This is a genomic window from Pseudomonas sp. 65/3-MNA-CIBAN-0223 (genome assembly GCF_040310425.1).
In the GTDB taxonomy this organism is placed as follows: Bacteria; Pseudomonadota; Gammaproteobacteria; order Pseudomonadales; family Pseudomonadaceae; genus Aquipseudomonas; species Aquipseudomonas gregormendelii.
This window is the reverse complement of sequence record NZ_JBEOPV010000042.1, coordinates 1-14,098: the sequence shown is the minus strand read 5'-3', so window position 1 is coordinate 14,098 and position 14,098 is coordinate 1. Positions and strand designations below refer to the sequence as shown.

At 52.0% G+C, this 14,098-nt stretch carries 11 protein-coding genes and 1 pseudogene; 8 read left to right on the top strand and 4 right to left on the bottom strand.

The window, feature by feature from the left end:
* The first annotated feature begins 240 nt into the window (after nt 1-240).
* Together AAEZ09_RS27720 and AAEZ09_RS27715 are read left to right on the top strand one after the other, a co-directional pair.
* Nucleotides 241-918, top strand: a complete 678-nt coding sequence (locus tag AAEZ09_RS27720; protein ID WP_077750421.1) for a heavy metal response regulator transcription factor — start codon at nt 241-243, stop codon at nt 916-918.
* Nucleotides 919-1,103: 185 nt separating this feature from the next.
* Nucleotides 1,104-1,382 (top strand): annotated as a pseudogene (locus AAEZ09_RS27715) (DUF2790 domain-containing protein).
* 74 nt (nt 1,383-1,456) lie between these two features.
* Here AAEZ09_RS27715 and AAEZ09_RS27710 read toward each other — a convergent pair.
* The 4 genes from AAEZ09_RS27710 to AAEZ09_RS27695 form a co-directional block, all read right to left on the bottom strand.
* Nucleotides 1,457-2,869: a heavy metal sensor histidine kinase gene (locus AAEZ09_RS27710; protein WP_077750420.1), complete on the bottom strand. Its 1,413-nt coding sequence runs from the start codon at nt 2,867-2,869 to the stop codon at nt 1,457-1,459.
* Complete coding sequence (locus AAEZ09_RS27705) at nt 2,866-3,540, bottom strand: heavy metal response regulator transcription factor (RefSeq protein ID WP_077750419.1); 675 nt, start codon at nt 3,538-3,540, stop codon at nt 2,866-2,868. Before AAEZ09_RS27705 ends, AAEZ09_RS27710 begins: the two co-directional genes overlap by 4 nt.
* Before the next feature lie 481 nt (nt 3,541-4,021).
* A complete protein-coding gene (locus tag AAEZ09_RS27700; protein WP_077750418.1) occupies nt 4,022-5,452 on the bottom strand; it encodes a heavy metal sensor histidine kinase in 1,431 nt (476 codons plus the stop codon).
* On the bottom strand, nt 5,449-6,123 hold the full coding sequence (locus AAEZ09_RS27695) for a heavy metal response regulator transcription factor (RefSeq protein ID WP_077750417.1): 675 nt from the start codon (nt 6,121-6,123) through the stop codon (nt 5,449-5,451). The genes AAEZ09_RS27700 and AAEZ09_RS27695 overlap by 4 nt, the downstream gene beginning before the upstream one ends.
* Nucleotides 6,124-6,249: 126 nt before the next feature.
* Between AAEZ09_RS27695 and AAEZ09_RS27690 the strand changes: the two genes are divergently transcribed.
* From AAEZ09_RS27690 to AAEZ09_RS27665, 6 genes are all read left to right on the top strand, one after another.
* Complete coding sequence (locus AAEZ09_RS27690; RefSeq protein WP_033900015.1) at nt 6,250-7,263, top strand: IS30 family transposase; 1,014 nt, start codon at nt 6,250-6,252, stop codon at nt 7,261-7,263.
* Between the two features lie 54 nt (nt 7,264-7,317).
* Complete coding sequence (locus tag AAEZ09_RS27685; protein ID WP_138739109.1) at nt 7,318-8,604, top strand: TolC family protein; 1,287 nt, start codon at nt 7,318-7,320, stop codon at nt 8,602-8,604.
* Between the two features lie 88 nt (nt 8,605-8,692).
* Nucleotides 8,693-9,922, top strand: a complete 1,230-nt coding sequence (locus tag AAEZ09_RS27680) for an efflux RND transporter periplasmic adaptor subunit (protein WP_077750416.1) — start codon at nt 8,693-8,695, stop codon at nt 9,920-9,922.
* A gap of 26 nt (nt 9,923-9,948) precedes the next feature.
* Complete coding sequence (locus AAEZ09_RS27675; protein ID WP_077750415.1) at nt 9,949-13,116, top strand: CusA/CzcA family heavy metal efflux RND transporter; 3,168 nt, start codon at nt 9,949-9,951, stop codon at nt 13,114-13,116.
* A gap of 143 nt (nt 13,117-13,259) precedes the next feature.
* Nucleotides 13,260-13,457 (top strand): co-regulatory protein PtrA N-terminal domain-containing protein, encoded by a 198-nt coding sequence (locus AAEZ09_RS27670; RefSeq protein WP_077750414.1) that lies wholly within the window; start codon nt 13,260-13,262, stop codon nt 13,455-13,457.
* A 141-nt stretch (nt 13,458-13,598) separates the two neighbouring features.
* On the top strand, nt 13,599-13,931 hold the full coding sequence (locus tag AAEZ09_RS27665) for a DUF2790 domain-containing protein (RefSeq protein ID WP_077750413.1): 333 nt from the start codon (nt 13,599-13,601) through the stop codon (nt 13,929-13,931).
* Nucleotides 13,932-14,098 lie beyond the last annotated feature (167 nt).

The window sequence follows — 14,098 nt, the reverse complement described above, 5'->3', positions numbered from 1 at the left end:
TCATCGGGGCTCAACCGTTCTGTTCGTGTGAGGTGCGTATTTCACCAGATCGGGAAGTCTTTTTCAGAGTTTCCCTAAGATCTATTTAGTGTGGAAGCTTGTATGTTTTACCTCGATTGCGTAGAGGAGGCTCGAAAAATACGTGATAACTTCTTACTGACTAAAGCCTAAAATGTACGAGTGAAGTTATCTATGCGAGTATAAGGATATTTTATATTTAGTGTCGAGATTTTATAAAAAATGCGTATTTTGATAATAGAAGACGAGCTGAAAACCGCCCATTATTTACACCAGGGGCTGACCGAAAGTGGATTTGTCGTTGATTGCGTCGCCAGCGGAATCGATGGCTTACGCTTAGTCTCCCAACAGGCGTATGATCTTGTAGTGCTCGATGCAAACTTACCGCAACGGGGCGGCTGGGGTCTGCTTGTAAGTATTCGCAAGGTCATTATTGCGCCCATCATGATACTTACCGTTAACGGTAGTCTGGAGGACAAAATCAAAGGATTCGATCTAGGCGCCGACGATTACATGGTCAAACCAATTGAGTTTCCAGAACTGTTGGCCCGAGTACGTACTCTGATGCGTCGCACTGAATTGTCGGCATTGCCCGACGTACTATGTGTCGGCGACCTGGAACTCGATCTGGGTAGACACCGGGTCTTTCGCGCCAGACAGCGGATTGAACTGACCAATAAGGAGTTCGCCTTGCTAGATCTCTTGATGCGCCAGACTGGTACGACGCTGTCGCGCACGCAAATCATGTCCTCTGTCTGGGGGCTGAATGCTGATTGCGACACCAATGTTGTTGAGGTAGCAATGAGAAGGCTTCGGGCCAAGATTGATGATCCTTTCAACAACAAGCTGATCCATACCTTGCGCGGTGTTGGATATGTTCTCGAAACGCGCGATCATTGAGTTCTATTAATTTTTTAAGTTGTGCGCTATAATCGGCATTGAATTTAAATTCAGAATGCACAAATATTTACTCTAAAATTCAGTTCTATTAGATTCCTAATCGTCTCCGGGGTGCGGCGGTACTGCTCATGGCTGATTCTGATACTTCTAAGACTCTGCTATGAGCCTGTTAAACATACTGTGCGCTGACGCTGTCATTGCCTTCAATAATTTTTGCTGAAAGTCGTGGTGATCGCAACGTTGGCAACGCCATGGAAACAAATCAGAAAGCAATGGCCGCCTACGCCGCGCAAAAAAGGCTGGACCGCTCCGGAAGTTCAGAAATACTGCTATAGAATGAAGCTTGATATCGCAAAAGTGGTAAAGTGGTGAGTACGACCCCACCAATTCGCTTTTGCAACATTGTACCTTTTCGAATGACCTATGAGGACTCAGCTGGAAAGTTTCACACTATTGAATACTAAATTATGGGTGTGTGTCGTAACACGCACGAATGAACGGATGACGTGAATAAGGGCTTTTTTTTCTATGGTTGGTGTCACCAGTTGGTGTGTCCATGGATGTTTGGAAAACCCAGCTTGAAGGTCGTGATCTTGCCCGGGCAGCTATTAACTTCTGCGACTCCCTGATGCAAACTCATGATTGATTTCACAATGGCTAAACCAAGCCCGGTACTTCCTTTAGCGCGCGAATGATGAGTGTCAACTCGATAAAAGCGATCGAATAAGTGCGGTAGGTGTTGAGGTTCAATACCTGCGCCTGGGTTGGCTACATGTAGCGAGACTTCTGTGGCATGGACTTCGATGGTGATTGAGATGGCTTGGCCTGCTGGACAATGGCGTATTGCGTTGGACATCAGGTTGGAAATGGCCCGCTGAATCATCAGCCGATCACCAATGGTCGACCCACTGCCCGTAACGCTCAAGCTGACATGTTTCTCTTCCGCCGACAGGGAAAACAGATCGATGACCTTCGAGGCTTCATCCTCCAGCGCAATGGTCTCAAACGGGACCAGCGCAGCGGGATTACTGACCTGCGCTAGGAAAAGCATGTCCGAGACAATCCGGGCTACGCGCCCAAGCTCTTGGGTGGAGGACTCCAAAACCGCTTTGTACTCCTCGGCCGACCTCTCCCGGGACAACGTCACCTGGGCTTTGCCCATCAGGTTGGAAATGGGTGCTCGTAGTTCGTGGGCCAAGTCATCGGAGAACTGCGACAACTGCTGAACATCGCTGTCTAGTCGGTGCAGCATGAAGTTGATGCCATGGGCCAGTTCGCTGAGCTCCTGCGGCATCTTGACCACCGAGAGTCGATGGCTGAGGTCCTGAGCAGAGATCATGGCGGCCACCTTGCGAAACTCCCGCAGCGGCGCGAGCCCCCGTTTTACCACTGCCCAGGCACTGAGGCCGATAAGTAGCAGCAGCAACGGCAAGGCCATGATCGTCGAGCTTAGATATGTGCTGAGCAGCGCTTCATCGTTGGCGCAATCAAGCGACAGCAATACGGCGACATTCGTACCGTTCGGCAAGCGGATCAGTCTGGATGCAGTCAGGAAGTGCCGGCCCTGATCATCGGTGCTTCGGGAGTACGACACCTTGTCGGCGGCAGCCCCTGCCGCCTTCAACTCCACCCTGGGGTCCGTCAAGCCAAAGCCTGACTTCAAGAGCGGCGTCCTCATATTTATCAGGTCATAAATTGTAAGGTTGAGGTGGTCATGCCCCATCACCTGATCCAGCAAAACGTGCGGTTTAATGTTGATGTCGACAGGTTTTTCATACAGCGAAAGACTGTGCTCGATTTGCCGCATTTTCTCGCTCAAGTTGTCTTTTGACAGTTTATCTAACTCATGCGTTAGCGCGAGGAACGCAAGAACCGCCAGAAATAACACCAACAATGCGCCCATAATGCTCACCGCCAAACCCAGCCGCATCGACAGGCTTGCCGACTTCATTCCCGGGCCTCCAGTACATAGCCAACGCCGCGCAGGGTATGGATTAGCTTCTTGTCAAAAGGATCATCAATCTTGGCCCTCAGGCGGCGGATTGAAACCTCGACCACATTGGTGTCGCAGTCGAAGTTCATGTCCCAGACCAATGAAATGATCTGGGTACGGGAAAGCACCTCACCCGACTGGCGCATCAAAAGGTGCAGCAAAGCAAACTCCTTGGTCGTCAGGTCGATGCGCTGCTCGCCCCGGAAGGCCCTATGGCGGCCCTGGTCGAGTTCCAGATCGGCGACTTTCAAGACCTCAGGGATGGAAACTTGTTCGCTGCGACGCATTAAAGTTCGTACCCGGGCCAACAGTTCCGGAAATTCGAATGGCTTGACCAGATAGTCATCGGCACCCAGGTCCAGGCCGCGGATCTTGTCCGCCAGGCGCCCGCGAGCGGTTAGCATCATGACCCGGGTGTTACTGCTTTGGCGCAGTCGCTCGAGCACACCCCAGCCATCAAGTTGTGGTAGATCGACGTCAAGTATTACCAAGTCGTAGGTTTGTTGACGCGCAAGGTGAAGTCCATCCGTACCATTCGCCGCCCGGTCTACTATATAGCCGCTTTCAGTCAAACCCTGATGCAGGTATTCGGCAGTTTTAAGCTCATCCTCAACTACAAGCATTCGCATGGTAGTGCCGCCCTATGTAATATGAATTGAATAATAAAATTTCGAAGTTTATTTAAGTGCCCGACTAAGAAATGATGTAGAACTATTCGATCATAAAAATCTCAAAACCGCGCATTGCTCAAGTGGTCAGTATCAAGCCTGAAGCTGCTACAGGGTCAACAGGAGGAGGACATTTTACGATAAAAGTATTTGCGACTATATGTCGCAGGCATGTTAATGCGCGACTCCCGTACATTTATTTCAGCCAGAAGCCAAGCTCCGCTCGGCTGATATCTATGAGGAATCGTTTCGAAGTGTTACAGCGCAGATAGTCAATTTAATGCTGCACGCATTTTTTGGGGGAGACTGGCAGGATGTACCAAAGGGAGTTGATCTCGCTTTGCGATTTGTAAGTACCCCGCGCTATCTATGCTCTATGGATTTTCGGAGTCGCGTTCTTAGACTATTGTTTGTCGTGATTTTAGTTACGGCTTTACTAAAATCACTCCCTTGGTTTTTGGGCTTTTAAGTTGCTTTGTGCATTATATTTTGGAAATGCAAGTCGAAAAACTGTCAGATGGCCCGGCATACTATGGACATCTGCCGTTCCCTGATGGAGGCTCATGATGGATCGGACAATGGCCAACCCTAATCCAGTACCACCTTCAGCTCGTGAGCGACTGTTATCCACACGATAGAAACGATCGAAAATATGGAACAAATGCTGGTGCTCAATTCCTACCCCAGGATTACTTATTGATAGGGAGACTTTTTCAGATTGCGCTTCAATCGCTATAGCAATGGACTGCCCTGCTGGGCAGTGACGAATGGCATTTGATAAAAGATTGGAAATAGCCCGCTGAATCATGAGTCGGTCACCTAGAACTTTTCCCCAACCGCTGACAGTTATACCAACACTCTTTTCCTCAGCCGATAGAGAGAAAAGGTCAATGACTTTTAGCGCTTCATCCTCTAGTAAAATGCTTTCAAACGGCACGAGTGCGGCCGGATGACTTACTTGGGCCAAGAAAAGCATGTCTGAAACAATTCTAGTGACTCGCCCTAGTTCCTCGGTGCATGACTCTAAAACAGCCTTGTACTCTGTTGCCGGGCGTTCTCGAGAAAGAGTTACCTGTGCTTTCCCCATAAGGTTCGTAATCGGTGACCGCAACTCGTGCGCCAAGTCATCAGAAAATTGCGATAGTTGTTGAACTCCGCTATCAAGACGGTTCAGCATGAAGTTTATGCCATGAGCAAGCTCACTGAGCTCTTGGGGCATATTGACAACGGAGAGCCGATGACTTAAATCCTGGGCCGATACCATTGCTGCAACTTTACGGAATTCCCGGAGAGGGGATAAGCCACGTTGCACAATAGCCCAAGCGCTGATACCAATCAGAATCAACAACAGTGGAACCGCTACAATGGTTGAACTCAAATAGGAGCTCAATAGCGTTTCATCATTCGAGCGATCAATAGAAAGCAAGACCGATACGAACTCACCATCTTTTAATTTCATGAGTTTAGAGGCTGTGAGGATGTGGCCTCCGGTCTCCTCGGCTGGGGAATAGTACGACAACTTATTGCTGACGGCTATTCCGGTTTCATTCGTAGATACTTCAGGTATATCTGCTCCAAAACTCAGGAGAGGTTTACTCATATTGTCATCATCAAAGATGGTCAGGTTAAGATTGTCGTGCCCCAGCACTTGATCTAATAGCACATGAGGTTTTAAACTCATGTCACGGGCACTGATATCCATCAGTAAACTGTGCTCAATCTGACTCATCTTCTTTTCTAAGCTATTTTTTGCGCGTGAATCAAGTTCGTGGGTAAGCGCTAAAAAAGCCAGTATCGCTAAAAACACTACTAGTACTGCTCCCATAATGCTAACTGCCAACCCCAGCCGCATCGACAGGCTGACCTGCTTCATTTTCTCGCCTCCAGTACATAGCCTACGCCGCGGAGGGTATGGATTAATTTAGTTTCAAATGGATCATCTATTTTAGCTCTTAATCTTCGTATCGAAACTTCGACTACGTTGGTGTCGCAATCAAAATTCATGTCCCAAACTAAAGAGATGATTTGAGTGCGAGATAACACCTCTCCAGATTGACGCATCAACAGATGGAGCAGCGCGAATTCTTTTGTCGTCAGATCTATGCGTTGTTTTCCGCGGAATGCGCGATGCCTGCCTTGATCGAGTTCAAGATCAGCAACTTTTAATACCTCTGGAACTGGAATATGTTCGCTGCGGCGCATTAACGTGCGTACTCTTGCAAGCAACTCTGGGAATTCAAATGGCTTGACCAGATAGTCATCGGCCCCCAGATCCAATCCTTTGATTTTATCTTCCAGGCGTCCTCGTGCAGTCAGCATCATTACCCTGGTACTACTAGTCTGCCGAATATTTTCAAGAACGTCCCATCCGTGCATCTGAGGGAGATTTACGTCAAGTAATACCAGATCATAATTTTGCTGACGTGCCAGATGGAGACCATCAGCCCCTGTCGATGCGCAGTCTACAATATAGCCACTTTCAGTCAGACCTTGATGTAAGTACTCAGCAGTCTTTGGCTCGTCCTCTATCACAAGGATACGCATAGGAATTCACCCTCTATTAAGTGTTTCGAAATGTTTTATGTTCGCAGAACCTGATTTAAAAATTTTATTCATCTGGGCGGCCGCAAAAACTGAGTGCAACACCTCACCCTCCGGTAAGGTGCCGCCATGTCCTATACAGAACTCAGCGTCGAAGAACGCGCCACGATCCAGGTCGGGCAATATCAAGGTCTTAGTCAGCGCGAGATAGCTCGAATGCTTGGCCGAAGCCCCTCTACGATCAGCCGCGAGTTGCGTCGCAATCGATCCCTCAATGGGAGATACGTTGCCCACGTTGCACAGGCTCACACTCGCGAGCGCCGTAAAGTTTGCCGCCCTGCCAGAAAATTGGTTCTGGGCAATGAACGCTTCGAGCTGGTGCTTCATTTGCTTCGAGAACGCTTTTCCCCAGAGCAAATCGCGGGCAAGCTGCGTGTCATGAAAATCAATTTCGAAGAAGCCTACGTTTGCCGGGAAACCATCTACAAAGCGATCTATGCGATGCCCGTCGGGGAGTTGCGCAAGGAGCTGGTGCAGTGTCTGCGACAAGGCAAGAGCACACGTAGACCGCGCGCTGGGGGCGTTGATCGTCGCGGCCAGATTCCGGATATGGTCAGTATTCACCTGCGCCCGCCGGAGGTTGAAGACCGTTTGATGCCAGGGCACTGGGAGGGCGACTTGATCAAGGGGAAGAACAACGCCTCGGCGGTCGGGACACTCGTTGAGCGCTCCAGCGGCTATTTGATGCTGGTGAAAATGAATGACGCTACGGCGACATCGGCAGTCGAAGGGTTCAGCGCGGCGCTCAATGGCATGCCGCTGGCCGCTCGTAAAAGCATGACGTATGACCAGGGCAAGGAAATGGCCAGGCACGCCGAACTCACTCAGAAGACGGGTATTGCTGTTTACTTTGCTGACCCACACAGCCCATGGCAACGTGGAACCAACGAGAACACCAACGGCCTTGTCCGCCAGTTTTTGCCCAAGGGAACTGACCTGTCCAGGTACACCCAAGAGGAGTTGGACAAGTTTGCGTATTTGCTGAACATCCGACCACGCAAGCGATTTAACTGGCTGTGTCCGATCGAGGTATTCACTCAGCTGATGGGCTTGCAACATGAGGCTCCTGCTTCAATTCAATAACCGTGTTGCACTCAGCTCCTGCAACCGCCGTTTTAGTTTTAAAGGTTTTAAGGAATGATGGAATTACTTCGGTGTAGAAAGCTTATTGCTCACCCAATCACGCACAAGACCATGCTAAGAGCAGGTCTCATTTCGATCCTTGCGCTTTTGACTAGTCCTTTGTTTGCGGCGACCGCTCAAATGCTCACAATGGATCAGGCGCTTGAAACTGCTTTTGCCAACAATCCTGATCTGGCTGCAGCGCAGTGGGAGACTGGTATTGCTCAGGGAGAGCGACAGCAGGCAGGGTTGATCCCTAACCCTGAGGTTTCCTGGGAGGCTGAAGATACTCGGCGAAACTCGCGCACTACGACGGTAATGATCAACCAGCCGATCGAGCTTGGCGGTAAGCGCGGGGCTAGGATCGAAGTGGCCAGTCGAGCTCAAGACGCGGCCGGGATTGAATTGGAACGCAAACGCAATGTTCTGCGTGCCGATGTCATTCAGGCGTTTTACAGCTCCTCGACGGCTCAGCAAAGGCTGCTGTTATCACGTCAATCAATTGAGCTCGCCGAGCGCGGTTTGCGTGTAGCGCAAGGTCGCATCAAGAGTGGTAAATCCTCACCCGTTGAAGGTACTCGCGCAGAGGTTCAGCTATCAGAAGTGCGTCTGGAGCTGAGGCGGGCTGAGCGGGATGAGGCCAGTGCCTACCAGCGACTCGCTCAGGTCATGGGCGCGCCTTTGCCTGCATTCGTGTCTGTGGGTGATCCAGGCCGGTCGATACCAACCGTACCGGATTCGTCACTGCTGCTTAATCGCATAGGTGAAACCGCGGAACTACGATTGGCAAAACTGCAAATAGATCAGCGGGAAGCCTCCCTTGGCCTGGAGAAGGCTCAGCGAATTCCCGACCTCACCGTGAGTATCGGGAGCCAATACGACGAGCGCGAGCGCGAGCGGGTGAATGTCGTGGGGCTGTCTATGCCCATCCCGTTATTCAATCGTAACCAGGGCAATGTACTGGCAGCTGCCCGCCGAACTGATCAGGCCCGCGACCTTCGCAATGCCAGTGAGTTACGCCTGCGCACAGAAATCCAGACCACCCTGGATCAGTGGGTGACGGCTAACACTGAAGTCGCGTCGTTCAATCAAACCATCCTGCCTGCCGCGCAAAGTGCCGTCGACACCGCTACCCGAGGTTTCGAAATGGGCAAGTTTAACTTCCTCGACGTACTCGATGCTCAGCGCACCTTGATTAGCGCCCGCACGCAATACATCCAGGCTATCGCCGAGGCGACAGACGCCTGGGTGCGCATCGAGCGAATTTTCGGAGATGTCGCCCTTCTCACTCGCACTCCGTGAATTTCATATAACGCTTTTTTTACCGCTGCTCAGCATCGCAATACCACGGTAATCCGTGACTGCCGACTGGGCTGCGCAGGGAGTTTCCATGGATAAAAAACTAATTCTCGTCACTGCACTGACCTTGACGGTGGGTATAGGCATCGGCTCGTTGTGGATGGGCAGCCCATCGGTGCTCTCAGCCGAGGCTCAGGCTCAGGCTCAGGAGGGCAAAGGCCATGACGATCACGGCGATGAAACTACTGGCAAGAAATCGGCCGAGGGCGAACACGTCGAAGGCGAAGCGGAAGAAGGTCACTTGACTCTGAGCGAAGAGCAGATCAGCTCAGCCGGCATCCAGTTGGTCGAAGCCAAGGCGCAGAGTATTAGCCTTTCATTGCCCTTTCCTGGAGAAATCCGTTTTGATGAAGACCGCACTGCGCATGTGGTGCCCCGCGTACCCGGTGTCGTCGAGTCGGTCCATGTCAATCTTGGTCAACCGGTGAAAAAAGGCCAGTTGCTGGCCGTGATCGCCAGCCAACAAATTTCTGATCAGCGTAGTGAACAAGCCGCGGCGCAACGTCGTCTTGAGTTGGCCCGTACTACCTACGAGCGAGAGCGACAGTTATGGCAGGACAAAATCTCTGCCGAACAGGATTTCCTGCAAGCCCGCCAGGCTTTGCAAGAAGCCGAAATCGCCCTCAGCAATGCTCGACAAAAAATCAGCGTACTCAGTGGCAGCTCGGTCACCAGCGGGGGTAACCGATATGAATTGCGTGCGCCGTTTGACGGGGTTGTCGTTGAGAAACACTTGGGCCTCGGTGAGGTTGTCAGCGAAACCACTAATGCCTTCACCCTCTCCGACTTGTCGCGTGTGTGGGTGACCTTTGGTGTCTCGCCAAAGGATTTAAACAAGGTACTGGTGGGCAAGTCGGTCACGGTCAGTGCGCCGGAACTGAATGCCGAAGTCACTGGAACCGTGGCCTATGTAGGCAGTTTGTTGGGCGAGCAAACTCGTACAGCCACGGTCCGCGTGACCTTGGCCAATCCACAAGGTGCATGGCGTCCCGGGCTATTCGTGACCGTGCAGGTTGACACTGATACTCGGCAAACAAAGGTCGCAGTACCAGAAGCGGCTATCCAGACGGTCGAGGACAAGCCAACTGTTTTCGTTCGAACGGACGACGGGTTTAAGGCTCAGCCAGTGGAGACAGGCGGCCGTTCAGCAGGTTTGGTCGAGATCACGGAGGGCCTGGAGCCCGGTGTTCAAGTCGCCGCTGCCGGCAGTTTCATTCTGAAATCAGAACTGGGTAAAGCCTCGGCTACACACGCCCACTGATCCGCCACTTCCACGAGAAGGTTCTCATGTTCGAACGCCTGATCCAATTTGCCATCGAGCAGCGCATCATCGTGCTGCTTGCGGTTCTCCTCATGGCCGGCCTCGGTATAGCCAGCTACCAGAAGCTGCCGATCGACGCCGTTCCCGATATCACCAACGTCCAGGTGCAAATCAACACGGGCGCAGCAGGTTTTTCACCACTGGAAACCGAGCAGCGCATCACGTTTCCCATCGAAACTGCAATGGCTGGTTTGCCGGCTTTAGAACAAACTCGCTCGCTGTCACGCTCGGGTTTGTCGCAAGTCACAGTGATCTTCAAGGAAGGCACTGACCTGTTCTTCGCCCGGCAATTGGTCAACGAACGGTTGCAGGTGGCCAAGGAGCAACTGCCCGAGGGTGTGGAAGCCGTCATGGGGCCGATCTCAACCGGTCTGGGTGAAATTTTCCTGTGGACGGTCGAGGCTGAAGAAGGTGCCGTCAAGGAGGACGGCAGTCCCTATACACCGACCGACCTGAGGGTGATCCAAGACTGGATCATCAAGCCTCAGCTGCGCAATGTTCCCGGGGTCGCCGAAATTAATACCATTGGCGGGTTCGCCAAGGAGTACCAGATTGCGCCCGATCCAAAACGCTTGGCGGCTTACAAGCTGACTCTGACTGACCTTGTAACAGCGCTGGAGCGCAACAACGCCAACGTCGGTGCCGGTTACATCGAGCACAGTGGCGAACAGTTACTGATTCGCGCACCTGGCCAAGTAGCGACCACCGACGATATCGCCAATATCGTCATGGCCAACGTCGATGGCACGCCTATCCGCGTCAAGAACGTCGCAACCGTGGACATCGGCCGTGAATTGCGTACGGGGGCCGCGACCGAAAACGGTCGTGAAGTGGTGCTCGGCACAGTGTTCATGCTGATCGGTGAGAACAGCCGCACCGTGGCCCAAGCCGTTGCCAGCAAGCTTGAGCAAATCAACCGCTCACTGCCAAAAGGGGTGGTGGCAGTCACCGTCTATGACCGTACCAATTTGGTGGACAAGGCAATTGCCACCGTTAAGAAGAACTTGATTGAAGGTGCGATCCTGGTAATCGCGATTCTGTTCCTGTTCCTTGGCAACATTCGCGCGGCTCTGATCACTGCCATGGTGATCCCGCTCGCGATGCTATTCACATTCACTGGCATGTTTACCAACAAGGTCAGCGCCAACCTGATGAGCCTCGGAGCGTTGGACTTCGGCATCATCGTTGATGGCGCGGTGGTCATTGTCGAAAACGCCATCCGTCGTCTGGCCCATGCACAGCAACACCACGGACGCATCCTCACCCGCTCCGAACGCTTTCACGAAGTGTTCGCGGCGGCCAAGGAAGCACGCCGACCGCTGATTTTCGGCCAGTTGATCATCATGGTCGTGTACCTGCCGATTTTTGCCCTCACCGGCGTCGAAGGAAAAATGTTTCACCCCATGGCGTTTACTGTGGTGATCGCCTTGCTCGGCGCGATGCTGTTGTCGGTGACCTTTGTCCCGGCGGCGATTGCGATGTTCGTCACCGGTAAGGTGAAGGAAGAAGAGAACATCATCATGCGTGGCGCTCGTCGGGTGTATGCCCCGGCGCTGGAATGGGTCATGGGCCATCGATCATTGGCATTCGCCATAGCACTAGGCGTGATTGCAGTGTGCGGTGTGGTCGCCAGTCGAATGGGCAGCGAGTTTGTGCCGAGTCTCAGTGAAGGGGATTTCGCGTTGCAAGCATTGCGTGTACCAGGTACCAGCCTGACGCAATCGGTAGAAATGCAGCAACGTCTTGAAAACCTTGTGTTGGCAAAGGTACCTGAGGTCAAGCGTATGTTTGCTCGTACTGGTACAGCAGAAATTGCCTCCGATCCAATGCCACCCAACATCTCTGACAGCTATGTGATGCTCAAGCCGAAGAATCAATGGCCTGATCCGAATAAATCCAGGGAGGCGTTGATAGCCGATATCCAAAAAGCTACAGCTGGAATGCCCGGAAGCAACTATGAGCTTTCTCAGCCTATTCAATTGCGTTTTAACGAGCTGATTTCAGGTGTGCGCAGTGATGTGGCAGTGAAGGTCTTCGGTGATGACATGGCGGTCCTTAACAGCACCGCTGCAAAAATTGCTGCGTCCATGCAGAAGATCAATGGTGCCTCCGAGGTCAAAGTCGAGCAAACATCGGGGCTGCCGGTGCTGACCATCAACATCGACCGCGACAAAGCCGCGCGTTACGGACTGAACGTTGGCGACGTACAAGACACCATTGCGGTGGCGGTTGGTGGTCGTCAAGCCGGTACGATGTATGAGGGAGACCGCCGATTCGATATGGTAGTGCGTTTATCCGACGCCATGCGTAAGGATCTCGAGGGATTGTCCACACTGCTAATCCCGGTACCGGCGCTGCTTAACAGCAATGCCGATCAGATCGGGTTTATTGCCCTTTCAGAAGTGGCGAGCCTCGATCTGGTGCTGGGACCTAACCAGGTCAGTCGGGAAAATGGTAAGCGTCTGGTGATCGTCAGCGCCAACGTGCGTGGGCGGGATATCGGCTCATTTGTACAGGAGGCCAGCAGCGCCATTGATAAAGAGGTGCAGATCCCGGCCGGTTATTGGACCAACTGGGGTGGGCAGTTCGAGCAGCTCCAATCCGCTGCCAAGCGACTACAGATTGTCGTCCCGGTGGCCCTGCTCATGGTGTTCGCACTCTTGTTCATGATGTTCAACAACCTCAAGGATGGCCTATTGGTGTTCACCGGTATTCCATTCGCGTTGACGGGCGGAGTCATGGCGTTGTGGTTACGTGACATTCCACTGTCGATCTCGGCGGGTGTGGGTTTTATCGCATTGTCGGGCGTAGCGGTGCTGAACGGTCTAGTGATGATTGCTTTCATCCGCAACCTTCGAGAAGAGGGACATTCGTTGAGTTCCGCAATCAATGAAGGGGCTCTTACCCGGTTGCGCCCAGTGTTGATGACAGCTCTGGTGGCCTCTCTTGGCTTTATTCCGATGGCGCTGGCCACCGGAACGGGGGCAGAGGTCCAGAGACCCCTGGCTACCGTAGTGATCGGGGGCATCCTATCCTCAACTGCGTTGACCCTGCTGATATTGCCTGCGCTTTATCAATGGGCGCACCGCCGAGACGAGGAAGAAGCCGAAGACGATAAAATAGAAGCCGTATAATTCTTTAGTTTTAAAAGCCCACTATCGAGATTCGATAGTGGGCTTTTTTATGTGAGCTACATAACGAATCTGTAATCTTGGCGCCACCGTGTTGATAGGTTCGAATTGATACCCTACTAGCGTTAACTATATGAGGTGTCAGTATGAAAATTGCTCAAATCTGCGCTCTTGCGGGTGCTTTAATCCTTTCTTCAGTTGCTTTGGCCGAAGGCGGCGGGGACAGAACCTTCGAAAAAATGATGGCCGCCAAGGACGTGGCAATGGAGAAGTACGCAGCTAAAGAAGGAAAGAGTGAGCCCGTGGTGTCAAGTGATGCTAAAGATGAGACAGGTGAAATGTAGTGGTACTGCGTATAAAAAAACCGCTTCCGGTTTCCGGTGGCGGTTTTTTACGGCTTTATTACACATTCGTAACCTAGGCGCTATGCCATCGCAATGTTCGAATTGATATCCTTGTAACAGTTAATATATGAGGTACTAGATATGAAGTGCATGAACATTGTTACTTTCGCTGGAGCTCTGACGTTATCCTCTCTCGTATTGGCGGAAGGGGGAGGAGACAAAGCCTTTGAAAAAATGATGGCGGCTAATGCTAAAGCCATGGAGCAGTATGCAATTAGCCAGGGGAAAAGCGCCCCTGTGGCGAAAGAATACGAGTACGGGATGAAGGTGGATGTTGTAAAGGTGATCAGTGTGGTGCGGCCTGCAAAAGTCTGCGCAGTGGTGCCCGCCGCAATGACCTATGAAGATTCAAAAGGGCAGCTAAATACAATTAGGTACACTGTGGCTGGAGAGTGTCGCCAACGAGGTGGCTAGCAGCTATGCTGCTGTCAGAGGGATTCATAACGCTCAATTAACCTCAACAGTTAGAGGGGTCGGGCGTTTTTTATATGCTCGTGTTTTAACCGATCGAGTAGGAGGCGGATTTACATCCGCCGTCCTCTCACACCACCGTACGTACGGATCCGTATACGGCGGTTCAA